The sequence below is a fragment of the Ventrimonas faecis genome (genome assembly GCF_040096075.1).
Lineage (GTDB): Bacteria > Bacillota > Clostridia > Lachnospirales > Lachnospiraceae > Brotaphodocola > Brotaphodocola faecis.
In genome coordinates this window covers 89730-115472 of sequence record NZ_JBBMFJ010000006.1, presented here as the reverse complement: position 1 = coordinate 115472, position 25743 = coordinate 89730, and the positions used below count along the sequence as shown (strand labels likewise).

23 protein-coding genes, 1 pseudogene and 1 riboswitch are annotated in these 25743 nt (G+C 49.8%); of the genes and pseudogenes, 5 read left to right on the top strand and 19 right to left on the bottom strand.

Annotated features, from left to right (window positions below; all coding sequences use genetic code 11):
* Positions 1-244 (top strand): transposase (locus WMO41_RS04870; RefSeq protein WP_349228796.1); only part of this gene is annotated, 244 nt, incomplete at its 5' end.
* A 183-nt stretch (positions 245-427) separates the two neighbouring features.
* Here the strand turns inward: WMO41_RS04870 and WMO41_RS04865 are convergent.
* Both WMO41_RS04865 and WMO41_RS04860 read right to left on the bottom strand, forming a co-directional pair.
* A complete protein-coding gene (locus tag WMO41_RS04865) occupies positions 428-1003 on the bottom strand; it encodes a TRAP transporter small permease (protein WP_349228795.1) in 576 nt (191 codons plus the stop codon).
* Between the two features lie 63 nt (positions 1004-1066).
* Positions 1067-2185, bottom strand: coding sequence for a TRAP transporter substrate-binding protein (locus tag WMO41_RS04860; protein ID WP_349228794.1), 1119 nt, complete (start codon positions 2183-2185; stop codon positions 1067-1069).
* Between the two features lie 332 nt (positions 2186-2517).
* On the opposite strand from WMO41_RS04860, the gene WMO41_RS04855 reads away from it, so the two are divergent.
* Together WMO41_RS04855 and WMO41_RS04850 are read left to right on the top strand one after the other, a co-directional pair.
* Complete coding sequence (locus WMO41_RS04855; protein WP_349228793.1) at positions 2518-3714, top strand: mandelate racemase/muconate lactonizing enzyme family protein; 1197 nt, start codon at positions 2518-2520, stop codon at positions 3712-3714.
* Between the two features lie 46 nt (positions 3715-3760).
* Positions 3761-4531, top strand: a pseudogene (locus WMO41_RS04850) (DUF169 domain-containing protein).
* 284 nt (positions 4532-4815) lie between these two features.
* Here WMO41_RS04850 and WMO41_RS04845 read toward each other — a convergent pair.
* The 8 genes from WMO41_RS04845 to WMO41_RS04810 all read right to left on the bottom strand — a co-directional run bounded on the left by WMO41_RS04845 (position 4816) and on the right by WMO41_RS04810 (position 14114).
* Positions 4816-6132: an aspartate aminotransferase type Ic gene (locus tag WMO41_RS04845; RefSeq protein WP_349228792.1), complete on the bottom strand. Its 1317-nt coding sequence runs from the start codon at positions 6130-6132 to the stop codon at positions 4816-4818.
* A gap of 195 nt (positions 6133-6327) precedes the next feature.
* Positions 6328-7764 carry an Asp-tRNA(Asn)/Glu-tRNA(Gln) amidotransferase subunit GatB gene (gene gatB / locus WMO41_RS04840; protein ID WP_349228791.1) on the bottom strand — a complete coding sequence of 479 codons (1437 nt, stop codon included), beginning with the start codon at positions 7762-7764 and terminating at the stop codon, positions 6328-6330.
* 1 nt (position 7765) lies between these two features.
* The gene (gene gatA / locus WMO41_RS04835; protein ID WP_349228790.1) at positions 7766-9247 is read right to left on the bottom strand and encodes an Asp-tRNA(Asn)/Glu-tRNA(Gln) amidotransferase subunit GatA; all 1482 of its coding nucleotides are present in this window, start codon (positions 9245-9247) and stop codon (positions 7766-7768) included.
* Positions 9248-9333: 86 nt separating this feature from the next.
* The gene (gene gatC, locus WMO41_RS04830; protein ID WP_349228789.1) at positions 9334-9627 is read right to left on the bottom strand and encodes an Asp-tRNA(Asn)/Glu-tRNA(Gln) amidotransferase subunit GatC; all 294 of its coding nucleotides are present in this window, start codon (positions 9625-9627) and stop codon (positions 9334-9336) included.
* A gap of 111 nt (positions 9628-9738) precedes the next feature.
* Positions 9739-11070: an aspartate--tRNA(Asn) ligase gene (gene aspS / locus WMO41_RS04825; protein WP_349228788.1), complete on the bottom strand. Its 1332-nt coding sequence runs from the start codon at positions 11068-11070 to the stop codon at positions 9739-9741.
* Positions 11071-11595: 525 nt separating this feature from the next.
* The gene (locus WMO41_RS04820) at positions 11596-12162 is read right to left on the bottom strand and encodes an RNA polymerase sigma factor (protein ID WP_349228787.1); all 567 of its coding nucleotides are present in this window, start codon (positions 12160-12162) and stop codon (positions 11596-11598) included.
* 129 nt (positions 12163-12291) lie between these two features.
* Positions 12292-13656 (bottom strand): MATE family efflux transporter, encoded by a 1365-nt coding sequence (locus tag WMO41_RS04815; protein WP_349228786.1) that lies wholly within the window; start codon positions 13654-13656, stop codon positions 12292-12294.
* Positions 13653-14114 (bottom strand): MarR family winged helix-turn-helix transcriptional regulator, encoded by a 462-nt coding sequence (locus WMO41_RS04810; protein ID WP_349228785.1) that lies wholly within the window; start codon positions 14112-14114, stop codon positions 13653-13655. Before WMO41_RS04810 ends, WMO41_RS04815 begins: the two co-directional genes overlap by 4 nt.
* A 212-nt stretch (positions 14115-14326) precedes the next feature.
* A riboswitch (glycine riboswitch) is annotated at positions 14327-14418 on the top strand.
* Positions 14419-14583: 165 nt separating this feature from the next.
* Here WMO41_RS04810 and WMO41_RS04805 point away from each other — a divergent pair.
* Positions 14584-15999, top strand: coding sequence for an alanine/glycine:cation symporter family protein (locus tag WMO41_RS04805; protein WP_349228784.1), 1416 nt, complete (start codon positions 14584-14586; stop codon positions 15997-15999).
* A 231-nt stretch (positions 16000-16230) separates the two neighbouring features.
* Here WMO41_RS04805 and WMO41_RS04800 read toward each other — a convergent pair whose 3' ends face one another.
* Positions 16231-16389 (bottom strand): toxin-antitoxin system protein, encoded by a 159-nt coding sequence (locus WMO41_RS04800; protein WP_349228783.1) that lies wholly within the window; start codon positions 16387-16389, stop codon positions 16231-16233.
* Between the two features lie 139 nt (positions 16390-16528).
* Here WMO41_RS04800 and WMO41_RS04795 point away from each other — a divergent pair, with 139 nt between their 5' ends.
* A complete protein-coding gene (locus WMO41_RS04795; protein ID WP_349228782.1) occupies positions 16529-16828 on the top strand; it encodes a hypothetical protein in 300 nt (99 codons plus the stop codon).
* Between the two features lie 68 nt (positions 16829-16896).
* Here the strand turns inward: WMO41_RS04795 and WMO41_RS04790 are convergent, their stop codons facing one another.
* The 8 genes from WMO41_RS04790 to WMO41_RS04755 form a co-directional block, all read right to left on the bottom strand.
* Positions 16897-17736 carry a hypothetical protein gene (locus WMO41_RS04790; protein ID WP_349228781.1) on the bottom strand — a complete coding sequence of 280 codons (840 nt, stop codon included), beginning with the start codon at positions 17734-17736 and terminating at the stop codon, positions 16897-16899.
* The gene (locus WMO41_RS04785; RefSeq protein WP_349228780.1) at positions 17729-18445 is read right to left on the bottom strand and encodes an RNA polymerase sigma factor; all 717 of its coding nucleotides are present in this window, start codon (positions 18443-18445) and stop codon (positions 17729-17731) included. The genes WMO41_RS04790 and WMO41_RS04785 overlap by 8 nt, the downstream gene beginning before the upstream one ends.
* Before the next feature lie 37 nt (positions 18446-18482).
* Entirely contained in the window at positions 18483-19103 is a 621-nt protein-coding gene (locus WMO41_RS04780; RefSeq protein WP_349228779.1) for a hypothetical protein, read from the bottom strand.
* A gap of 327 nt (positions 19104-19430) precedes the next feature.
* The gene (locus tag WMO41_RS04775; RefSeq protein WP_349228778.1) at positions 19431-20174 is read right to left on the bottom strand and encodes an amino acid ABC transporter ATP-binding protein; all 744 of its coding nucleotides are present in this window, start codon (positions 20172-20174) and stop codon (positions 19431-19433) included.
* Positions 20175-20176: 2 nt separating this feature from the next.
* Positions 20177-20968, bottom strand: a complete 792-nt coding sequence (locus WMO41_RS04770) for an amino acid ABC transporter permease (protein WP_118533592.1) — start codon at positions 20966-20968, stop codon at positions 20177-20179.
* 73 nt (positions 20969-21041) lie between these two features.
* A complete protein-coding gene (locus WMO41_RS04765; RefSeq protein WP_177291925.1) occupies positions 21042-21977 on the bottom strand; it encodes a transporter substrate-binding domain-containing protein in 936 nt (311 codons plus the stop codon).
* A 191-nt stretch (positions 21978-22168) separates the two neighbouring features.
* Complete coding sequence (locus tag WMO41_RS04760; protein ID WP_349228777.1) at positions 22169-24163, bottom strand: L,D-transpeptidase family protein; 1995 nt, start codon at positions 24161-24163, stop codon at positions 22169-22171.
* Between the two features lie 108 nt (positions 24164-24271).
* Positions 24272-25675, bottom strand: coding sequence for a L,D-transpeptidase family protein (locus WMO41_RS04755; protein WP_349228776.1), 1404 nt, complete (start codon positions 25673-25675; stop codon positions 24272-24274).
* Positions 25676-25743: the final 68 nt, after the last annotated feature.

The window sequence follows — 25743 nt, the reverse complement described above, 5'->3', positions numbered from 1 at the left end:
AATTTTTAAATTTTCAACCACTGTCCGGAAGGTCATTTATACAACCAATGCGATCGAATCACTGAACTCCACATACCGGAAGCTGAACCGTCAGAGAAGCGTATTTCCAAGCGATACCGCCCTGTTAAAGGCCTTGTATCTGGCTACTTTTGAGGCTACGAAAAAATGGACTACCACCATCCGTGATTGGGCTCAGGTTTATGGAGAACTGAGCATTATGTACGAGGGACGCTTACCCGAGTAAGCAAAAGAAAGGTTAAGAAGACAGGCGGGAAACCGCCTGCTCTTGACATGCTCGTAAGTAACTGTTATATATAAAACAAGAACGACAAGCCTGATTCACAAGCTTATCGCTCTTAATTATCATAGAAGAATCTTATTTACAGAGATTTTCTCATACTCTCAATAAAACCAGAAGATCCATAAATTAATTTCCTCCTTTTCCCATCTTTGCTGCCTGCTTCTGCTGATACTCTTTCTCCATAGCCTCCAAATCAATGGTCGGTTTGGAAGCGCCCAGACGTTTTTCATCCTCATGGATCAGCTTTTTGATATCTGCTAACAGTTTAATGGAAGAAACAATCAGAATGAACGGAATCAACCAGTAGGTGATTGCCTTCGGAATACCAAGAATCGGGGTTTTTGAGGTTCCGATACTTTTTATGAGTTCCAACAGCGGGAAAATCAGATACAGGTTAAACACAATAAAAATAACATCGCTGATAATCAGCAGCGCTTTTTTCACTTTAAACGGCACTACATTCAGTAATGCATCAATACGCAGGTTTTTCCGGTAGGTTACCGCACTGGAAACGCCGGTGTAGGTCATCCATACAAACAGAAGAATGGATAATTCCTCCGTCCAGGTGAAAGAATGATGGAACACATAACGGCTGACTACCTGCAAGAACAGCAATACCATAATCACAATGAACAATATTGCACTGATATACTGGTCAATGTTTACAAGAAACTTTTTCCAGTCTTTGTTTTCCCTATCCATAATGGTTTCCTTTCTTTTAGGAAGGCGGCAGCTTTTATTTACCGCTGCCGCCCTTAAAGCGTCTTACTTGCCAAGTACTTTCATCAGTGCATCATAACGCTCTGCACCCATGATCTCTTTTGCCTGATCCCAGCAGGAGCTTGCTGCATCCTGGAAGCCCTTCATCTCTTCGTCGGTAGGAGCATAGATGGTCATGCCGGCATCGGTCAGGAGCTTCTCATACTCATCATCTGCAACAGCTGCTGCATCCTTGGAAGCCTTCATAGCTGCCTCGTTTGCTTTCTCAACAGCTGCCTTCTGGTTATCAGATAACTTATCATAGACGTCTCTGTTCATGAATACGAAAGTGGAAGTATAGGAATGGTTGGTTAAGCAGCAGTACGGGTTTACTTCATAGAACTTGTTTGAGTAAATGGTGGAAAGCGGGTTCTCCTCTGCATCTACCATCTTGGTCTGCAGTGCGCTGTACAGTTCGCTGATCGGCACGGAAGTAACGGCACATCCCATAGCCTCCATAGCTGCAATCTGCAGTTTATCATTCATGGTACGGATTTTTAATCCCTTCATATCTGCAACTGTCTGAACCGGCTTGGAAGCAGTTACGTTACGGAAGCCGATATAAATGTATGCTAACGGTTTTACTCCGTTTACATCCTGTTCCAGACGGTCTTTCATCTGCTGGCCGATATCGCCCTCCAGTACTTTCGCAACGTCATCGTAGTTGCTGAATAAATACGGTACATTTAACTCAGCAAATGCGTTGGAATACTCACCCCAGTTACTGGTGGTGAAGTGAGCAACCTCAAATGCGCCGCTGGTAATACCATTTACAATGGCGTCGGTTCCAGATGCCAGCTGACTGTCCGGGAATAAGTCGATGCTAATGCTTCCACCTGACTCTTCCTGTACGGTATCGATCCAGGTCATCAGACCTGCTGCCATACCAGTTTTACGCTCATTTAACTCGTTACCGGATACAACAGAAGCCATACGGAGTTTTACCGGTGTATCATCAGAAGCAGCTGGTGCTGCATCATCTTTCTTTTCTCCTGATGCCTCAGCTGCTTTGGTCTCAGCTGTCTTGTTTGCACTACTGCTGCCAGAACCACCACATGCAGTCACAGATGCCATCATTGCTACACACATTCCTAATGATACAACACGTTTCATGCTTTTTCTCATAGTTTGTTTCTCCCTTTTTACATTTTTAAGTTTTGTTTTGGTATTACTTATTCTTGTTCTTGGTATTTCTTACGCTATATTTCAGTTGTATTCCTGTCTTCCTGTTATACAAGTACATTAACACCTTTCTATACAAAAATCAACATCATTTTCACAGAGTTTTTATATTTCTTCCATATTTCGGCATTTTATACGATTATCTTTTTGTAATTTTGACTAAATCTAACGATTGACTTCAAATTATCTGTATGATAGTATACTTGTACAATAACTTGTGTATGATTTCTATCCTGTCTTCCCTGTCAAAAAAATTAACAGGAGTGTACGATCATATGAAAATTACAAGTGTTAACGTTATTGAATGTAAACCGAATGTTATGGGCAAAGTTGTTTGCGTACGAATCAACACTGATACCGAGATTTACGGTTACGGAGAAGTAGGTCTTTCCTATGGAGTAGCTCACTACGCAGCAGTTGGTATCGCGAGAGATTACGGACAGCTTATTATAGGAATGGATCCGTTAAAACCGGAGCTGATCTGGGAGACCATCTTCCGATCCACCTTCTGGGGCATGGGCGGTGGTACCGTAATCAACGCTGGTATGAGTGCCATTGATACCGCTCTGTGGGATATTACCGGCAAAGCATACAACATGCCTGTATATCAGCTGTTAGGTGGCAAGACCACTTCCAAAATCCGCGCTTACGCTAGCCAGCTGCAGTTCGGCTGGGGGCCGGAACATTTATTTTTAACTGATCCGGATGATTATGCAAAAGCAACCGAGGATGCTCTGGCAGATGGCTACGATGCTATCAAGGTGGATCCAATGGGTGTTACTTCTGATGGTAAATGGGCTCGTGAAGCTATGAACCCGAACTGGAAGATGCGCGGTAAACTCAGTGAGAAGATGTTAGACACCTGCTACAAACGTACTGAAGCCATGAGAAAAGTTGGCGGTAAGGATCTTGATATTATCATCGAAACTCACTCCTACCCGGATATGAACACCGGTATTCAGTTGGGTGAGCGGCTTGAGCCTCTTGGCATCTACTACTACGAGGAACCATGCAACCCATTAAACGTTGACAATATGCTGGAAATTCACAAAGCACTTCCGCGTATTGCGCTTGCCAGCGGCGAGCGTATCTACACTAGATGGGGCTTCCGTCAGTTTCTTGAGAAACATGTCCTTCAGGTTATCCAGCCTGACCTTACCATCTGCGGCGGTATCTCCGAAACCAAAAAGATCTGTGATATGGCCAACATTTATGATGCAGCCGTACAGCTCCATATCTGCGGTGGCCCAATTGCTACTGCTGCCAGCCTGCAGGTTGAGGCTGTTATCCCGAACTTCTTAATCCATGAAGTTCACGAGGGTGCAATCAAGAAAGATATGCGTGACCTTGGTATGTACGAAGACATCAAACCGGTTAATGGTGCTTACGAGGTTCCAGATCGTCCTGGTATCGGACAGGAGCTTTCCAAGAAAGCACTGGATGAGGCAGTCAACGTTTACACCTGTCAGTAATCCATTTATTTCGTAACCCTTTAACATAGGAAGAAGTTCATGTAATATGTTAAGCCAACGCGCAAAAGATTTGTTCGCAAAACTAGAGCTGGAGTATGAGCCGGTTGCATTAAAATATGAAGCAGTTCGTCCGGTCGGCATCAAACAACACCCAGGGCACTATGCATTTTGCGAATACGTTAGAGAAGTTCAGAAAACTAAAGAAACATTCTATATTACCAAAGATAACGATGCATGCTACGGCAGAATGGCACTTGGCATGATCCCGAAGCCTCCGGTAACCGCCAGCGGCCAGGCCGGAAAAGACTTTGAAATGTACCGCACCACCTCTGCATGCAGAAAGCTTTACCAGGAACTGCCAGTCATTGAGCCAGGCACCATCAATTAAGTGATATTTTCCCCGGTAAAAGACTGTAATTTTGATCCAGATCTGATTCTGTGCATCGCAGGCACTGAAAAAGCAGACATCCTGATGCATGCCACCAGCTATATCAGCGGCGACTTTTGGGAGTCCAAATCGTCCCCCGTTATCAGCTGTGCATGGATGTATGCTTATCCGGTCATCACCGGCAAGGTAAACCACATTACCACTGGCTTCTATCACGGTTTAAGGCGCCGTAAAGCTTATCCAGCAGGCCTTCGCATGATTGCTATCCCGTTCCAGAAGATTGATGAGGTTGTACAGGCATTAGATGAGATGCCATGGACTGCGATTGCATTCCGTGAGGATGAAGAAAGCAAGGCTGAATTAAAGCGCAGAATGGATCATTGGCAGGAAATGGCACAAGAACTCAACAGTACGGTAGATTTGCACTAAGAAATCAAATGGGCTGCCACAAAATCATCTCGTATGGATGATTTTGTGGCAGCCCATTTTCAAATCTCTCTGTTAAGCACTAATAACCTGACGTTTCTTTTTTGATTTTTCTTTTACAAACACCTTATAATCATCTGTCATTGGTTTATAATCGAATCCTTCTGTGAATGACAATCCGTTTGCGCAACAGAGTTCTGTATTCCCAAAAGAAAAAATCCATGTTGCTTACGTTCACACGCAAACAACATGGATTTTTTCTTTTCTATTTTGTTTTTTAGAACACGTTATGCCTGCTCCGGTGCTTCCTGTGCCTCTGCCCGGTCTTTCAGGATCTTATCAATGCTTACGATCTTCGTACACAGTGCGAACAGATCCATTGCCAGGATCAGATCACTCAGCGGCGGATAGGACGGTGCAATACGGATATTGGTATCATGAGGATCCTTTCCATATGGATAGGTTGCTCCGGCACCGGTCATAACCAGACCGGCTTTCTTACAGCGCGCTACGATAGCCTTTGCACAGCCATCCAGGGAATCGAAGGCGATAAAGTAGCCTCCCTTTGGCTTGGTCCAGGTTCCGATACCAAGACCGCCAAGCTCACGCTCCAGGGTATCAATGACTGCCTCAAACTTCGGACGCAGGATATCCGCATGCTTGCGCATATGCTCTACCATGCCATGGATATCACCAAAGTAACGGACATGACGCAGCTGGTTTACCTTATCATGGCTGATGGTCTGGAATTTCAACTGCTTCTCAATATCCTCCAGGTTGTTGCGGGAGGTTGCGATGGCTGCAATACCGGAACCCGGGAAACTGATTTTTGAGGTGGAAGCGAATTTGTAAACCATATCCGGGTTGCCGGCACGCTTACACTCTGCCAGGATCTCGATCAGGTGGTCCTGATCGTGATCGTATAAATGATGTACGCCATAAGCATTATCCCAGTAGATACGGAAATCCGGAGCGGCCGGTTTCAGTCTTGCAAAACGGCGGACGGTCTCATCGGAATAGCTGGTTCCTGTCGGATTGGAATACTTCGGCACACACCAGATACCCTTAATGCTGTCATCCTCTGCCACAAGTCTTTCCACCATATCCATGTCCGGGCCATCCGGAGTCATCGGAACATTGATCATCTCAATGCCGAAATACTGGGTAATGGCAAAATGACGGTCATAACCCGGTACCGGGCAAAGGAACTTCACTTTATCTAATTTGCACCACGGAGTACATCCCATTACGCCGTGAGTCATGGAGCGGGATACGGTATCGAACATAACATTCAGGCTGGAATTGCCGTAAATGATGATGTAATCCGGAGCTACCTCCATCATGTCTCCGATCAGCTCTTTGGCTTCCCTGATTCCGGTCAGTCCACCATAGTTACGGCAGTCGGTTCCGTCTTCACAGGTTAAGTCATCGCTGCTGCTTAATACATCCATCATTCCCATGGAAAGATCCAGCTGCTCTACACTTGGCTTACCTCTGGACATGTCCAGTCTTAAATCCTTTCCCTGAAACTCTTTGTACTTGGCAGAAAGCTGCTTTCTGAGCTCCTGCAGTTCCTCTGTGCTCATCTCTGCATATGGCTGCATCTTCTTTTTCCTCCTCATCAGCTGTGTACTCCCTTTCTTCACCCAGGCGCTGACACCCGGGATTCTCGGTTTGCATTCCATTCTACACGATATATATCGGTATTACAATCGCATTTTTCACAAATTTAATAGAATATATATTCTATTTCTGTCTCTGGTTTCCCTGCAAAGACATCTGAGTGAAAACTGTCTTTTTTACCGGGACATGAGTTCTCTTACCAGCTGGTTTACCACAGCCGGGTCTGCCTTGCCCTTCATGGCCCGCATGGTCTGGCCCACGATGAAGCCCATGGCTTTCTCTTTTCCTGCCTTGAAGTCTGCAACGGACTGCGGGTTCTTCTCCAGCAGATCTTCAATGGTCTTTGACAGCGCGTCCGTATCATTGACAACCTTTAAGCCGTGTTCCTCAACGTAACGTTCCGGATCCACATCTTCCTTAAAGACAGCCTCAAATACATCCTTCGCCACCGTACGGTTGATGACGTTCTTCTCCACCAGGCTGATGAGCTTTGCCAGATTCTCCGGGGAAAACTTCATGTCTTCCGGCTCCTGTTCCTGCTCTTTTAACAAACGCATGGCCTCGGTCATGAGCCAGTTGGAAACCTCCTTCGGCTTGCCGCAGAGTGCTACCGTCTGCTCAAATACATCGGCCAGATGCTTGGAACCGGTCAGGATTTCCGCATCGTACTGTGGCAGTTCGTACTCGCTCTCATAGCGTGCCAGCTTCTCGGTGCGAAGCTCCGGCTGTGCTGCCTTCACCCGCTCAATCCACTCGTCCGGGATCCATACCGGAACCAGGTCCGGATCCGGGAAGTAGCGGTAATCCTGCGCGTCTTCCTTGGAACGCATGGCATGGGAGGATTCCTTGTTGTCGTCCCAGCGGCGGGTTTCCTGAATGACCTTCTTGCCATCCTCAATCAGCTCGATCTGGCGGGTACGCTCGCCCTCAATGGCACGGGCAATGGCCTTAAAGGAGTTTAAGTTCTTCATCTCCGTTCTGGTGCCGAACTCCGGCGCACCCACCTCGCGGACGGACAGGTTGACATCAGCACGCATGGAGCCCTCCTGCAGCTTGCAGTCAGACGCGCCCAGATACTGGATAATCAGGCGGAGCTTCTCCAGATAGGCAATGACCTCATCGGCACTGCGCATATCCGGCTCGGATACGATCTCGATTAACGGCACACCGCTTCGGTTGTAGTCTACTAAAGAGCAGTCCTCCCACTCGTCATGGACTAACTTTCCGGCATCCTCCTCCATATGGATCTCATGGATGCCAATCTTCTTTTTGCCTGCGGCGGTGTCAATCTCCACCCAGCCGTCATGGCAGATCGGCAGATATAACTGGGAGATCTGGTAGTTCTGCGGGTTATCCGGGTAGAAGTAGTTCTTCCGGTCAAATTTGCAGTACTGGTTGATGCCACAGTTGGTGGCAAGGCCTACGGCCAGCGCATATTCTACCACCTGTTTGTTCAGGACCGGGAGGGAACCCGGCATACCGGTGCAGACCGGGCAGGTGTGGGTATTCGGTGCTCCACCAAATTCGGTGGAACATCCGCAGAAAATTTTGGTTTTGGTGGCCAGTTCTACGTGAACCTCCAGACCAATGACGGTCTCATACTGTTTGCTCATGTTACTGTGCCTCCTTTTCTGCCCGTTTTGCCAGTTCCGGCTCTTCGTAAGTTCTGCTGCACTCGTAAGCGTAGCCTGCGCGGATGATATTTTTCTCCTTGAAGCAGTCTCCGATCAGCTGCAGGCCAATGGGAAGGCCCTTAAAGTCTTTCCCACAGGGAACGGTCATACCCGGAAGTCCTGCCAGGTTTACGGAAATGGTATAAATATCGCCCAGATACATCTGAAGCGGATCGCTTAAGGACTCGCCAAGCTTCGGCGCAGTGGTCGGAGCTGCCGGTCCAAGAATGACATCGTATTTTTCAAAGGCCTGATCAAAGGCTTTCTTGATGAGCGCTTTGGTGCGAAGTGCCTTTAAATAGTAAGCATCGTAATAACCGCTGCTGAGGACGAAGGAGCCCAGCATGATGCGGCGCTTTACCTCCGGGCCGAAGCCCTCGGAACGGCTCTTTTTGTACATGTTGTGAAGGCCTTCATATTCTTTCGTCCGGTATCCGTATTTCACACCGTCGAAACGGGATAAGTTGGAGCTGGCCTCTGCGGAAGCAATAACGTAGTAAGCCGGAATTGCATATTCTACCAGGCTTAAATCAAACTCCTCCACAATGGCGCCCTTCTCTTCCAGAACTTTGGCTGCCTTTAAGATGGCATCCTTTACTTCCGGATCCAGGCCCTCACCAAAGTAATCGCGCGGAATGCCGATGTGCATGCCCTTCACATCATCCACCAGGGCAGAGGTAAAATCACAGTCCTCACGCTGGATGGAGGTGCTGTCCTTTTTATCATAGGAAGCAATGGTTTCCAGAATGGTGGCACAGTCGGTTACATCCTTCGCCACCGGTCCGATCTGGTCCAGGGAAGAACCGTAGGCAATCAGGCCGTAACGGGAAACGGTTCCGTAGGTCGGCTTAATACCTGTGACGCCGCAGAAGGAACTTGGCTGGCGGATGGAACCGCCGGTATCGGAACCCAGAGCGAAGAAGCACTCATTGGCTGCTACTGCCGCGCAGGAACCGCCGGAGGAACCGCCCGGCACATGCTCGGTGTTCCAAGGGTTTTTGGTCTCGCCGTATGCAGAAGTCTCGGTGGTGCTTCCCATGGCGAACTCGTCCATATTGGTCTTGCCCAGGATGATGGCGCCTGCTGCTTCCAGGTTCTTGACAGCCTCTGCCGTATAGGTTGGCTTAAAGTTATAAAGGATCTTGGAACTGCAGGTGGTTAACAGTCCCTCGGTGCACATATTATCTTTGATGGCTACCGGAACACCAGCCAGAGGGCCTGTCAGGATTCCATCTTCAATCTGTTTCTGTACTTCTTCGGCACGCTTCAGTGCGCCCTCTTCATCTACGGTCACGTAGCAGTTTAAAATCGGCTCCAGAGCTTTGATCTGGGCCAGCGCTGCCCTGGTGGCTTCCACCGCCGTGATCTCGCCTGCTTTGATCTTTTTTCCAAGCGCTACCGCTGTTAAATCCAGGATACTCACGTTGTTTCCTCCATTCATGTCTGCTGTTTTCCACAGCTTTTTCTAAATCCATCCGGATTCTCCACAGTTTTTCGTTTTCTATCCGCTTATTCCACAGTCTTCGGAACCTTAAAGGCTCCATCCTTCTGCTCTGGCGCGTTCAGTAGGATCTTGTCCCGCTCATCTCCATTGGTCACCATATCTTCCCGGAATACGTTGGTCATCGGGAATACATGGGACATGGGCTCTACCCCGCTGGTATCCAGTTCATTTAACTTGTCAATGTAATCAAGCATCCGGCCCATATCCTTCTTGGCCGCCTCTTTTTCCTCGTCTGAGAGTTCCAGCTTTGCCAGAATTCCTACATATTCGATGGTCTCATCACTGATGATATTTGCCATGATTTCTTTCCTTTCCGTGTTCTTTTTCACTGCCCCGGCGGCGGGCCATGCTGCTGTGCTGCACGTGTCAACCGGCCCTGCCGCCTTCAAACAGGCATATTTTCATTTTCCTTACGGTTCCAGTCTGGTCACATCACGCGGGAACAGGGAAGTCTCGCGGACGTTCTGCTCATCTAAGAGGCGCATGGTCAGACGCTCCAGGCCAATGCCCAGGCCACCGTGCGGCGGCATGCCATATTTGAAGATCATCAGGTAATCCTTGATGTCCTCCGGATCCATTCCACGCTTTGCCATCTTCTCCAGGATCATCTGATAATCGTGGATACGCTGGCCTCCGGTGGTGATCTCCAGACCCTTGTAAAGCAGGTCAAAGCTTAAGGTAAAGCGGGCATCTGCCGGATCATCCATGGCGTAAAACGGTCTCTTCTTGGACGGATAATGAGTGACAAATACGAAGTCGCTGTCGTACTCTTCCTTGAAATAACGGCCAATCAGTACTTCCTCCTCCGGCTCCAGATCGAATGGGTTGCGAATCTTGCGGTTGTACTTTTCGGATACCAGCTGCTTGGCTTCATCGAAGCGTACCTGCGGGATCTGGCTGATAGACGGAAGGTCGATGCCCAGCATGGACAGTTCCTTTTTGTAATCCTTCTTTAACAGCTCCATGGTATATTTTAAGAAGCCGGTCTCCATGGCCATGACATCCTCAAAGCTGTCGATGTAGCCCATCTCGAAGTCCAGGCCAATGTATTCATTTAAGTGACGAGTGGTGTTGTGCTTCTCGGCACGGAACACCGGAGCCACCTCGAATACCCGGTCAAATACGCCTACCATCATCTGTTTGTAGAACTGCGGGCTCTGTCCCAGCTCTGCTTTTTTGTTGAAATAGTTTAATTTGAAGACGTTCGCGCCGCCCTCTGCGCCGCGGGATACAATCTTCGGCGTATGAACCTCGGTGAATCCCTGGGAGGATAAAAACTCACGGAATCCTCTTACGATTCCCTCCTGAATTTTGAATTTCGCACGTTCCCGGACGTTTCTTAAGGATACCGGGCGCAGGCTCAGTCTTGTCTCCAGGGAGGTGTTCATCTTCCATTTGTTGATGGCGATCGGCATGGTCTCCGCCGGCTGAGACAGCACCTGGATGCCGGTAAGACGGAGTTCAAAGCCCTGCGGCGCACGCTCTTCCAGCGCTACCACACCGGTGACTTCCACTGCGGATTCTTCCTTCAACTCCTTTAAATCGAAGTCGGTTTTGCCATCTTCATATACACACTGCACCAGGCCCTCTGCTTTTCTGAGGATCACAAACGCAAACTCGCCCATATCACGGATGTTATGGACTACGCCGTTCATTTTGACGGTCTTTCCCACATAATCCCCGCTTAAAATCTCGCTGACACTGACTGTTTCCTTCTCCTTGACACCTGTTAAAAATTCCATGCTGCTCTCTCCTTACCTGAATGTGAAGTTTTTCATATTCCGGGGTCTTTCGGGAATAAAAACAAAAATCCCGTCCACGGAATACGGTTACATATTCCGGGACGGGACACTCTACTCTTGTTATGTTCCGCGGTACCACCCGCATTGAGACCTGCCTCCTGCTCCCCTTTGAGCAAAAGCGGCTCCACTCTTTTAAGACACGTAACGTGTGCCTGACGGATACCCCTACGCACTCAGCCGATTCTTAAGCCTGTGTGTTTCGAAATACCGGCTCCGGAGTGTTCCCTGTGAGCCAGAGTCCAACCTGACGGCGCTCTCAGTCGGTGACGCCCTCTTCCTGTCGAAGTCCTGCTGGCAAGAGTCTCCTTCACTGCCTTTCTATGGTTAAGATTCAGAGATATCTCTCTGAAAATTGTCATCATAATAACACATGTTTTTTCGGTTGGCAAGACCCAAATTTTATTTTTTCTGCTGAATTTTTTTCAGAGAACAGCCATTAGCAGGTTCTTTTTACGCTCAGAATTCTCATGTCCAGGATAGATTTCCCTCCGGTTTTTCGCATAAAATTCCACGTTCCAGACAAATTTTCAGGATTTTTCTCCGAAGTCTCATCACCCTCATGGCAATGGCGCTTTCCCTAAGACGGCTCCGCTTTGCAATCTCCCGGTAGGGCAGTTTCTGTACAAAAACCTGACGCAAAAGTTCCTGTTCTTCGGTACTCAGAAGAGCGAACGTACCCGTCAGGTTATTCTCAAAGTCCAACTGTTCCACTACAATTGTTTCTGCGCTGCTGCTCTCTGTTTCCAGCCTTTTCTCATATCGTTTCTGCATTTCCAGATATGCCCTGCGGCGCTTTTCCCGCCGGACTACGTCGATCAGGCGATGCCGCAGGCAGGACGCAAAATACGCCTTTGCCTCCTGCTCCGTGAGGCCTTCAAACTTTGTCCGCTGTTTCTCGTCTGCTATCATATTCACCACAACATCGTGAATGATGTCTTCCGCATGAAACGCAAGTCCCATTCCACTTATGTTTCTGCTTAATTTCCGGTAATAATACTGCTTATGTTTCTCATAGAATTCGCCTAGATCCATAGCAAAACTGCCTTTCTTTTTCTCTGGCTCTGTGCCCTTTTTCTATGAAATCCAATATAACATTTCTCTTTTTTCTCAACTACAAAAGTGGCATATTCCACCGCAATTTTGGCGAAATATGCCACCAGGTTACAAAGCCAGGCTGCTGAGTGCCTTCTTAAACTGTCTCCGAAACAGCAGTGCCGTAAAGGTCACCGCCAGAAAATCTGCCACCGGCTCTGCCGTATAAACCGCAAAGGTCTGGTTGCCAGTCAGCACATGCGGCAGGATATAAATGAGCGGGAGCAGCAGGATAAATTTCCGGGTCACCGCCACAATAATGGACTCTTTCGCAAAGCCGATGGAGGTAAATGCCATCTGGCAGGCGATCTGAATGCCAAACATAAAGACACAGGCCATATAAATGCGGAGCGCCCTGGAAGTGAAGGCCAGGAGCTCTGCGTCCGAGGTAAACATTCCCGCAAAAGCCTGCGGAATCACCTGTACAAACAGCCAGATTAGGGTGGAATAGATCAGGCTGACTTTTAAAAGAAGCTGGAACGCGCCTTTTACACGCTCTGCATTCCGTGCACCGTAGTTATAACTGATGATTGGCTGCGCGCCCTGTCCAAGTCCCTGCAGCGGCAGCATGGCAAACTGCATGGCGCTGGTTAAGATCGTCATGGCTCCTACCGCAATATCTCCACCGTATTTTAACAGGGAAGAGTTAAAGCAGATGGAAATAATGCTCTCGCTGGACTGCATGACAAAGGTGGCCGCCCCCAGTGCCACGCACGGCAGAATAACAGACGGAGTCAGTCCCATATTGCGCAGACGGATTTTCAGGCGGGTCTTTTTGCCGGTCAGAAAGGCCAGCACCCAGATGGTGGAACATGCCTGGGAAAGAACTGTTGCAAGCGCTGCCCCGCGAACCCCCATGTGCATGCCAAAGATGAAAACCGGATCCAGAACGATGTTGCAGACTGCTCCGATCAGCACGGAAAGCATACCGGTTTTCGCAAATCCCTGAGCCGTGATGAACATGTTCATGCCCAGTGTCAGCTCCACAAAGATGGTTCCCAACGAGTAGATATTCATGTAGCTGACTGCATATTCAATCGTGTTTTCACTGGCGCCAAATGCCAGAAGAAACTTCCGGTTAAACAGGAACAATACCGCTGTGAGGATGGCCGAGATCACGACCTGCAGCATGAAACAGTTACCAAGAATTTTCTCTGCCTGGTCATAATCCTGTTTTCCCATGTGGATGGAAGCCCGCGGCGCTCCGCCGCTTCCCACCAGAGCCGCAAACGCCGATACGATCATAATCAGCGGCATGCAGACACCCACACCGGTCAGAGCCAGGGCTCCGGACTCCGGAATATGGCCGATATAAATCCGGTCTACAATGTTGTAAAGCATATTGATGAGCTGCGCGGTAATGGTCGGAATTGCCAGGGAGCGCAGCAGCTTTCCGATGGGTTCCTTCCCTAAAAAGTCTTTTTCATCGTTCATAACTGTTCCTTCTTTCTCTCATCTTTCATAGATAAATGCCTGACATTTGCCGCAATCCGCTCATGAAAACCAGTAAAACATTCCATCTCCTGCTCTGAAAATCCATCAAATACGCCAGTAAGATACTGCCGTTGGATTACATCGATGGAATCCGTTACCGGAATGCTTTTTTCACATAATATAAGGTGGATCCGGCGCCGGTCAGACGAATCCGGCTGCCTTTCAATCAGCCCTTTCTGAACCAGTGATTCCACAGCCTGGGAAACCTGACCTTTCGACAGCATGCGGAGTTCCACAATATCTGCCGCTGTATCCACACCGGGATTGTTTCTCAAAAATGTAATGATGGTGGCCTCCATCATAGTCAGCTGGTATTCTCTGCAGATGGTCTGAATACAGGCCTCATGGGATTTGGTGATGAACCGCATGAGACGCAGAAATTCTGTCGCCTGAAACATAGATTCTCCTTTCCGATATTCCCTTTTCCTTGATCTGTATTTAATTCAGAATAAAACAGTTCTTTTTAGAACTATTTATCACGTTTTATTATACACATTTTCCAAAGATCTGCAAGCATCACTTAAGAAAATTGTATTTTTCCGAAGAATCTTCTCCATTTTTTTAAAATCTACTTGCTTTTCTAAATCAAATCGACTATGCTTTCTCTCAAGAAGCAAACTCTGGAGAGTCTCATGTATGGAGCGCCGAAGGTGTACAGCACGCAAGTGCCAATCTCTCAGGCAAAAGGACAGAGCACATGATGCAGTAATGCATCCGTCTTTCCACACTCTTTAGAGGGAGTTTTTCATCTGCAATGGTGCAGCTGGAATACTTCCTTTTTTGTTTACAAAAAATCAGCTTTCACTGATTTTCATTCCCCCAGAGCTTCTATCAAACAAAACCCCCATGGGAGAAAGAGTGAGTATTATGTTAGGTAAAGTAAATGCGTTTCTGAACTGGCTGGACGGTTTCGTGTGGGGTGTCCCACTGATCGTCCTGATTCTGGCAACCGGAATCTTTCTGACCATCCGCCTGCGCGGAATCCAGTTCCATAAGCTGGGCATGGCCTGCAAGTACATGTTCCAGAATGAAGAAGAAGGCCACGGTGAGGTCAGCAGCTTCGCTGCCCTGTGTACCGCCCTGTCCGCTACCATCGGTACCGGCAACATCGTCGGCGTGGCAACCGCACTGGTAGCCGGTGGCGCCGGAGCGCTGTTCTGGATGTGGATCGCGGCACTGTTTGGCATGGCAACCAAGTATGCAGAGGGTGTGCTGGCCATCAAATACCGTACCATCGATGAAAATGGTCATGTACTTGGCGGACCGTTCTATTACATCGAAAACGGCATGGGCAAAAACTGGCGCTGGCTGGGCAAGATTTTCGCCTTCTTCGGCGCCGGAGTCGGTCTGCTTGGTATTGGTACCTTCACCCAGGTAAACGGCATCACTGCCGCTGCCGGAAACTTTTTTGACGCAAATAAAGAGCATGTGATCAACCTCTTTGGTCACGATTACAGCATTGCCGTTGTCGTAACCGGCATCATCCTGACCATCTGCGTGGCTCTGGTTGTACTGGGCGGCATTCAGCGTATCGCCAGCGTTTCTTCTGTCATCGTTCCGTTTATGGCTGTATTCTACATCATCGCCTGCATTGTCATCCTGGTGTTAAACGCATCCCATATTCCGGCTGCGTTTGCTGAGATCATTCAGAGTGCATTTGGCCTGCGAGCTGCCGCCGGCGGCGCTCTCGGTGCTGTCTTAATTGCCATGCAGAAGGGTATCGCCCGCGGCATCTTCTCCAATGAGGCAGGTCTTGGAAGCGCGCCGATTGCCGCCGCTGCCGCACAGACCAAAGAACCGGCCCGTCAGGGTCTGGTTACCATGACCGGTACCTTTATCGATACCATCATCGTATGTACCATGACCGGCCTTTGCATCGTGCTGACCGGTTCCCACACCGTTGGCCTGGAAGGTGTAGCAGTCACCACCCGCGCATTCCAGATGGGACTTCCGGTACCGGCACAGTTTTCCGCATTCCTGCTGATGATGTGCCTGATCTTCTTCGCCTTCACCACCATCATCGGATGGAACTACTACGGAGAGCGCTGCCTGGAGTACTTATCAAACGGAAGTCAGAAAGCCGTTATGGCATATCGTTTTCTTTACATTCTGGCCATCTTCATCGGACCGTTTATGACCGTGGAAGCTGTCTGGACCATCGCCGATATCTTCAATGCCCTAATGGCACTGCCGAACCTGATTGCATTGCTGGCATTAAGCGGTGTGGTTGTGGCAGAAACAAAGGACTACTGGACCAGAATCCTTGGAGATAAACTCAACTAAGCAAATTTTTATAACCACAATACAAAGAGCCCATAGAGGCTGCCTGCTGGCGGCTTCCATGGGCCTTTTTCTTTGCAGTTCTGCTGCCATCACGGTGTCATGCGGCATTTTCCGTTCAGAAAATTCCTGTCCGTGTGCAGGAGTATCACATCGCCCGTAAATGGACAATGCAATTTATCCGTCTTGTCATATCGTATTTTCGTTGTATAATAAAAACAGGCGCCGACAAGACTATGTTTCATCAGTCCTGCCTCGCCTGCTTATATATTCCTTCAATACCATATTGATGTACTGGCTGAATGAGCGGTCATCTTCTTCTGCGTAATCTCTGATCGTCTGTATGATGTCGCTGTCCAGCGTGATACTGACTTTTCCTTTTAGCGGTCTCATGTCGTGATCCTCCCTCTCTTTTGTACGGTTTACGGTGTCCGCAAACTTTTTTTGTACTATAGCATGAAGGCGGATTTGATATTGCTAAGTAAGATAAAGTATGATAAAGTAGGATAAAATTGAGGAAGGAGTTCTCCCAATGAAGCACAAATATGATTCAGACAAACGGAATTCTTCCAATAAAAAACTGTTATCCTGGGAAGAACTTCTGGACAAAGGAGCTCTTTTGAAAGATACGATTCAGAGTCTCTCCCTGACGCCTGGTATACCTTATCTTATCACAAAGAGCTGCACGGACGGTACCTTTCAGGAGGGAGACGTGATCTTTCTGGAAATTGGAAACGATATTGTCTGCCCGAAGACCGGCCGCCGTGTAAGTCCCGGAGCGTGCACGCATGAAAATCTGGATTTTATCTGCATTCCGTCAAAAACAAATTAATCTGGACTGATTCTGCTAGTGTGGATGGTGGATGTAGTGTCTGGGAAGTTGGCGCAGAAGTAAATGAATTACTGGGCACTCTGTATCATCATTACAAACGCATCTTCCCTTCCACCAGGTTCATAGCTCAGAGAATATGTGAATCCATCCTGCTGCCAGATGGCCAGACTGTACTGTCCGTTTTCCCCCTTTAGGGTCACGGCTGTCTCGTTTACCGCAATTTCTTTTACATCCGTATAGACATTGTAATCACCGGAAATATCATCGGTTCCCTTTGCCTTGCGAAACAATACTTCTTCTGATTCTGTCTGATTTCCGCCCTGATATTCTACCTGGGCGAATTCGTTCCAGCCGTTTGTATACACGGTGCTGGTCACTTCAAATGGGATGTTTTTTATCTCCGGGACAGAAAAGCCGAGTACCTGGGAGAGTTCCGCAAGGGAATCCACTTCCACCATGCCGTTTCCAACCATGGCTCCGGCCTGGCCGCCCAGTTCATCCTGATTTTCTTCAGCTCCAGGCTCTGCAAAACCCACCATGGTCTCACCGGGTTCCATTCCAACTGCCGCACTCGTTGAATCCGGCAAAAGTCCATTCCCCCGATGCAACAGCCGCGGCACAGTCAGGCCCCCCACGATCAGCATCATAATGCAGGCCGCAACGGAGAGATACCGGGAAGTCCGGCTGTAGCTCAGAAAGCGGCTGTGGATGATTTTTCCTGTTTCCGGTGTTTTCCCATACTCCTGCTCCTGAGCTTCCCCTGATTTGTGTTCCGATCCTTCGCTTTCTGCTTTTTCTCCAGCCGTTATATTCTCTTCCATCCGCTCTTTCACATTCTGAAGGACGCGCTGCTTCATCTCATCCGTCACCCGGACCTGATCCATGATTTCGTTATATTTCTTACTCAAAATCATACTCCTCCTTCAGAATTTTCTTTAACCGCTCCCGCCCTCTGCGCAGATCAGACCGCACCGTGCTTTCCCGGCGGTTTAAGATTGTTGCGATCTGGGCGGTGGGATATCCCTCATAATAAAAGAGATGGATCACTTCACGGTTTGCGTCCGGCAGTTGCTTCACCGCCTCCCACAGAAAAGAAAGATCCTCCCGCTCCTGGCTTACCAGGGTTTCTTCCAGCTCATCGGTATCCCGCAGGCGGTTGTAGTCCAGTCGGTTTTTGCTTAAGTTTGCCGCCACCCGGAGAAGCCAGGCTTTCTCATGCTCCGGGCCCTGAAGCTCCGGCTGTACGGTCAGGTACTTGATCAAAGTCTCCTGCAAAATTTCTTCTGCGTCACTCATATTGTGCAGGTAGGAATAGGCCATCCTCAAAACTGCGTTGCCGAAGGTGTCCAACAGGCGTTCTGCATTCCGGCTAAACTGCTCTGCATTCTGCGCTATATTCTCCTCCGCATTCCCAGATGCCGCTGCACGACCTCCAGCCGATACCACATTCCTGGTCTGCGCTTTTCGGGTTTGCACTTTTCGGTTTTCCGCTTCCCCGCTCAATCCTGCTTTTGCGAATGCCAGGAAGCATGCAGAAAGCATTCGCTTCCACCACGCCTCCGGATGGCATCGCATTCCAGTCCGATGCAGATTCGCCCAAGATAATATCATTTCCATACTCTTTTGTTTCTCCCGCAATCCTGTCACTTACCCATTATTTCACGACCTCAACCAGCGCTGTCATCTCCTCCAGGCTCACACCCTGCTCATCCACAGAGATGGAATAGCCGTATGCTCCGTCATTCCAGATTGCCAGAACAACCTTGCCATCATTTCCTTTCAGGGTTACATCCCGGTCACCGATTTTCTTGTTTTGAATCTCAGCATATCCCACATAATTGCCGCTGTTGTCCTTATTATCCAGGCTCTTGCGGATTCTTGCCACTTCCTGCTCGCCATTATAATAGATGACTTCCAGCATTTCCTGGCCTAAATTCCGGAACGCCGTCGCAGAAACTCCGTCAATTTTGTCCGGCACCTGAATGGAAAAGCCGGCATTTTTCTCGGCTTCTTCCAATGTATCATTGTCCGTAAACGGATTCGGCATGCCCACGCAGCCCTCAGACACCTGGCCGGTTTCCTGTACACCCGCCTGATCTGCCCCGGATGACGGAACCGGCATCTCCGACACCTTCGAATCATCATGGGGCTGGGTCTGTACCGTCATGGTCTCGCCAGTGCTTTTCTGACCGCCGCAGGCTGTCACAGAAACTGCCGCTGCCATCATTGCCGCCATCATCACTCCATACACACGCTTGTTCATCTTTCTCATCATAATCTTATTCTCCTCTGCATTCTGAATTTTTCACGGCTGTTTTATGCCGTTCTACCTTATATACAGATGAGCCCGGAGAAATGTTGCAGCAAAAGAAAAAATATTTTGAAAAAATTTTTTCCTGGCAGAGCCAATACAGTAGGAAGTGAAAGAGACCGGTCTCCGGTATTTTCCACATATCTGGTTGTTTGCCTCTCGATCACACGTGTCCGAATGCAGCGGATTTTCATCCGATGCAGGCGAACGCGTGTTGTAAGAGCAAGCAAACAACGATATGTGAAAATAAAGGAGAGCGGTCTCTTTTACTTCCGGACCTTATTTTATTTTTTAGCCCTGAATAAATCTGCTTAAGAACTCCTGGGTCTTTGCTTTCTGCGGATTGCCGAAGATATCTGCCGGCTTTCCTTCCTCCTCAATGACTCCGTCTGCCATGAATACCACATGGTTGGAGACATCGCGGGCGAAGGCCATCTCATGGGTTACAATGATCATGGTGATGCCTTCTTTTGCAAGGGTACGCATAACGGCCAGTACCTCGCCTACCATCTGGGGATCCAGCGCGGAGGTCGGCTCATCGAACAGCAGCACTTCCGGCTCCATGGCCAGGGCGCGGGCGATGGCCACACGCTGCTTCTGTCCGCCGGAGATCTGCTTCGGCTTTGCGTTGATGTACGGCGACATGCCTACCTTCTCCAGGTATTTCATGGCATTTTTCTTCGCTTCCTCTTTGGAGCGCTTTAATACCTTGGTCTGACCGATCATGCAGTTTTCCAGAACAGTCAGGTTATTGAACAGGTTAAAACTCTGGAACACCATGCCTACCTTGGAGCGGTAAGCCGGGACATTCACGCCCTTATCGGTGATGTCTTTCTCATGATAGAGGATTTCTCCGGTGGTCGGAGTCTCCAGCATGTTGATGCAGCGCAGCAGCGTAGATTTACCGGAACCGGACGCGCCGATAATACAGGTTACATCTCCGGTGTCTACTGTAAAGTCAATGTCACGCAGGACAACATGCTTGCCGAAGGATTTGCTTAAATGACGAATTTCCAGTACATGATTCTCTGCCATTGTTAGTCTTCCTCCTTCTTTTTCTCTTCATAACGGTACATGCCGCTGGTGTGGGCCAGGGTGTCCGTGGTTGCCAGGTCGTAGTTGTCGGAACCGTCCATGCGGTTCTCCAGCCACCGCAGGATGCGGGAGCAGGTAAAGGTCATGATGAAGTACACGATCATGGTGATGGTGTAGGTCTCAAAGTTCATGTACAGGGCGCCTGCTGCGGATTTGGTCTTGTAAAGCAGCTCTGCCACACCAATGACGGAAAGCACACAGCTGTCCTTGATGTTGATGATCAGGTTGTTGCCGATCTGCGGCATGATGTTTCTCAGTGCCTGCGGCAAAATGACGTAAAGCATGGTCTGTACATGGGTCATGCCGATGGCCTTTGCGCCCTCGGTCTGGCCCGGGTCAATAGAAAGGATACCGCCACGGACTGTCTCAGCCATGTAGGCACCGGTATTGATGGACAGGATGAAATATGCGGCCTGCCACATGCTTAAATTCAAGCCTAAAAGCGGAAGCATACCGTAGTAGATAAACATGGCCTGCGCCATCATCGGGGTACCGCGGAAAAATTCCACGTAGGCATTCATGATGAGCTTGATCACCCATAAAACTGCCTTTTTGATCGGATTGTCTTTTGCTTCAACCGGAATGGTCTGCACGATACCTACTGCGAAACCGATGATACATCCCACAATGGTGCCCACCAGCGCAATGCGGATGCTGACTCCGGCACCCTGCAGCATAGACATTCCGTATCTCTGGAATACGACCATCACACGGCCGAAAAAGTCTGTTGGCATAATACTTTCTCCTCTGAAAATTAAAACTGTAAATCAAGGGCGCGCCTGACGGTGCGCCCACATGGAATCTGAATTAGTTAGCCAGCGGCTGAACGGAAATTGCCTCGTCCATCATAGCAGAGAAATCATCTTTGGTCATCTTGGTGAGGACGCTGTCGATGGCTTCTTTTAACTCGGTGTTGCCCTTCTTCATGGAGATACCGATGTTGATATCCTCATCGCTTACCTGGAAGTCGTCATCGCCGCCACCAAACTCAAGCATCTTGAAGTTCGGGTAAGCAACCAGTGCGCCCTTACCGGTCGGCTGGTCAGTTACAACCAGGTCACACTTGTCTGCGTTTAAGGACATGAGCATATCCGGTGCGCTTGCGGTTGCAGCCAGGATGTTTGCGTCCGGGATCTGCGGCAGGCAGTTCTGATACCAGATGGTGCTCTGCTGGGAAGTACAGGTTGCGCCAGCCAGGTCTGCAACGCTCTTTGCGTCTGCGTACTTACCGTCCTGTTTTACCAGGGTAACGATGGTTGCGTAGTAGTACGGCTCAGAGAAATCGACTGCCTGAAGACGCTCCTCGGTAATGGACTGGCCTGCGATTACGCAGTCAACCTGACCGGACTGGATCGCCGGGATCAGGGAATCCCAGTCAAGGCGAACGATCTGCAGGTCATAGCCTAACTCGTCACAGATCTTCTTTGCCATCATAACATCGTAGCCGTAAGCGTACTCGTTGCTGTCTGCGATCGGAACCGCGCCGTTGGAATCATCCGGCTGGGTCCAGTTGTACGGTGCGTATGCGCACTCCATAGCTACCTTTAATACTTTCTTCTCACCATCTTTTGCAGCCTCGGTCTCGCCTGCTGCGGTGGTCTCTGCTGCGTCTGCAGCACTCTCAGCAGCGGTAGTATCTGCTGCTGCGGTGGTCTCAGTCTTGCTGCCGCCGCATGCGGTCATGGATGCTGCCATCAGGGCTGCCATAGCGGCTGCCATCAGTTTCTTTGCGTTCTTTTTCATAATGCTTCCTCCTCGTGTTTGCATAAAAAAGGTTCCTGAACAGTCACAAAAAAGTAAAGAAGCCCCTTGGTTGAAGGCTCCTTTGCTTTCTTTTTCACGCATATCTTGTTTTATAAGCTTTTTTAATCATACAACCCGTATGCAGCTTTGTCAATTGCTTTATTTTGTTAAGTAACTATCCCATTCCCGTCTCAGGCTCCGGGGCCAGGTGTCTGGGATACGCCCGGCGTGCTGCTCACACCGGAACCGGACAGACCACCGGAACTGCTTCCCGGACCACCGGGTGCGTTCTGAATGCCGCCGGATGTACCTCCGCTTCCCGGACCACCGGATGAAGAACTGCCGGATGAAGAGCTCTGGCCGGAACTGTTCTGTCCCGGATAAGCCTGCGCCTGACCGGAACCAGAGGAAGCCGCGCTGGTCGGCTGAGACGCTGCGGTGGTCGGCTGGGATGCCGGCTGTGCCGCGGTGGTTGGCTGAGGAGCTGCAGTCGTCGGCTGCGCCGCAGCGGATGACTGGGAACTTCCTCCGTTCTGGGCTGCCGTTGTCTCATGCGCCCCGGACGGATTATTTGAAGCGGCCTGACTCTGCTGCGGCTTTGTCTCCGCTGCCGGCTGGGTCTGCTGCGGTGTCGTCTCCGATGCCGCACCGCCATTCTGGGCCGTAGTGCTGGTCGTGCCGCTTCCCGAGCCATCCAGATGATAGCAGATCACCGGCATGCCTGCGGAAATATTCTCGTAAACGGTCCTGGCCACTGCCGGAGGCAGATTGATACAGCCGTGGGAACCATTTGTCTTATAGATTTTGCCGCCAAAGCTGGACCGCCAGTAAGCATCATGCATACCAATGCCGCCGTTAAACGGCATCCAGTAGGATACCGGTGTCGCGTAGTTCTCGCCTTTTAAAGTAGCATTGCGCTGCTTGTAGGTCAGCGGATATACACCGGCCGGAGTACTCCAGCCCCTGGACTCATTGCCGGACACAAAATCCGACTGTACCACAAGCTTTCCTTCCTTATAAAAGAACATGTGCTGAGCTGTCAGGTTGATCTCCGCGTAGGTATTTCCGTAGTCATTCCCATCATGCGAAGCTGCCGTCTGGCTGTAGACCGGCTCCCGCTCCTGACTCTCGCAGGAAAGGAGGATCTGTTTTAAGGCCGCAGTTTCCTCACTCTGATTAATTTTCCAGCCATACACACTTTTACTGATGGTAACCGTCTGTCCGTAAGAGGTTTTCAGGGTCTTTGGCTTGTAAGCCGTATTGTAGGTCTGTGCCAGCCAGGAAACATACTCGCCAATCTTTGCATCATCTAAGGATACACCGCCCTGCCCGTTGCTCACCAGCCAGGTATGGATCTTCTCACCATCCAGCACCTCGCTTTTGCTGCCAAAACGGTAGGTAATCGTGGTATGCACGTATTTGTTCCACGCCTCAAGCTCTGCATTCAGTGCTTCATTGTCCGCCGTAATCTGCGGTTTCTCGTAAACATCCGCATCCTCCAGAGAGAGGGATTCCTGGAAATTTAAGATTGCGTCATGCACCGCGCCGGAAAGAAGCTGTGGGTCCGGACTTGCTCCCTGTTCCTCCGGGACAATCTCATACCCTTTCCCGGAAATATAATCCGATATGTACGCGTCCTGCGGTGCCGCAGCCCGCTCCGGCGTTAAACAGTTAAGCCCTGACACCGCGTCGGAAAGCTTTGCGTCATCAAAAGCTGCCATGGTATCGATGGTATAGTCCACATACCGGCTAATATGAAAGCCCCAGGCCAGCGTATTCTGATTGTCCAGGATCTGCTCCAGCGTCCCGTCAAATTCCGGATGCAGGCCGATATCCACGCCCTGAATTGTTTCTGTCTCTCCTCCACGCTCCTGAATCGTCAGGGTATAGCCATTGGTCTCTTCGGTAATCCGCTGTTTGGTTTCCTCCGGTGTCAGGCCGGATACATTCAATCCGTTCACCGTGGTATTGGGGAAATAGACCCGTTTGTATTTCTGTCCCATTCCCACATAGACAGCGCCGGCAGCAACTGCCGCAGTCAGGACTGCTCCCCCGACTGCTACGGCAATTTTTCTGCCGGTTCTTTTTCGTTCCTGTCCCTGGTTTTCCGAATCCGGTGCTGCGTGATCCGGTGCGCCCTGATTCTGCGTATTCTCATTCAGCCTGCTCTGATGATTCTTTTCCACATTCTCCTTCCGTTTCTGCCTGTTCCATTTGCCACGGCTGCGCCCATGGCCAGCCCGCTGATTTTCTGTTTCCATAAATATCTTTCATTCCTTCTATATCATATCTTGTTAATTATAACAAATGACCGGGATTCCTGTATATACCAGGTCATAAAGTGCTGCTGCCTTCTCCGGCGGCAGGTTCACACAGCCATGGCTGCCACCATTCTGGTAAATGGTTCCGCCGAATTTGCTGCGCCAGTTCGCGTCATGAAGTCCGATTCCGCCGTTAAACGGCATCCAGTAGGAAACCGGTGTCTCGTACTCATACTTACCGTCCGCCTTCTTCTGCCCGCGCAGGACACGGTCACGCTGCTTGTAGGTGAGACTGTAAAGTCCCGGCGGTGTCGTGTAATTCTTGGAGACATTGCCGGTTACACACGGTGCGTCCCAGACAACCGCGCCATCTTTTGTCATGTATACATGCTGGCCGGAAAGGTCTGCTTCCACATAGGTGCTTCCCCATTCTGCCGCGCTGCGGTCCACCGCTCTGGATGCATAGACCGGCTCCCGGCTCTGGGACTGGGCGCTGCGGATCACATCCGCAAGAGCCTGGGCTTCTCCGTCCTGGTCAATCTTCCAGCCAAAGGGTCCTGTCACACTGACATCCCGGCCGGTGACGGTGTGGAAGATGCGGGCAGTTCCCGCCGTATTATATTTCGCAGCCAGAGTCTGTACATAGGCATTTACCTGATCCATATTCAGCTGAATCTGACCATTCGCGCTTCCTGTGATCCAGGAACAGATGGTTGCGGAATCCAGCACCTCGCTCTGCTCTCCAAACGTATAAGTAACCGTCATCTCCCGGCACCGGTTCATGGTGTCGCAGAGCGTTTTTAAATTTTCATCGTCCTGGGTCACAGACGGTGTATAATAGCAGCCTGCTGCCTCCAGATCCACCTCTGCTTCGCCTTTGGATGCTGCCTCCCGTATGAGCTGCGCGGTCTTTTCCCGGTCTACGTTATTGCCGCGCACCTCCGGGACAATGGTAAAGGGCTGGCCTTCCTGATAACCGGACACATAGGCATCTGCCGTTGTGACAATGCTGCTGCCGCTGATGGCATTTAAACTGCCAATCTTTGCATCCAGCGCCGCACTGTCAAAGCTGCCCGCCATATCAGAACGGTGCTTATTGTCCGCATCCGGGCCAGAGAGCCGTCCGGACGCATTCTGCTGATCCAGAATCTGCTGCAGGTATCCCTCCGGCAGTCCCACGGAGTAGCCAATTTCCGGTCCGGTGATGACCTCCGTCTTTCCGCCCTTTTCCTTTATGGTAAGTTTGTAATCGCTGGCGTAAAAATCCGCAATGCGCTGTGTGGCCTGATCCACCGTCATGTTGCTGATACCAAGGCCATTCACCGAGGTTCCGGACACAAAGGTCGTTTCATCTGCGTAGGCTGTGCAGGACAGCGCAAGGGCAAACCCTGCGGCAAACACCATGCATTTCACGTTCCGTCTCCAGTTTTTTTTCATATTCCATCCTCCCGACACGCGTCCGCATGTCTTATCTGCGCCGGCCTTATCTCCGGCCGGCAAAATCC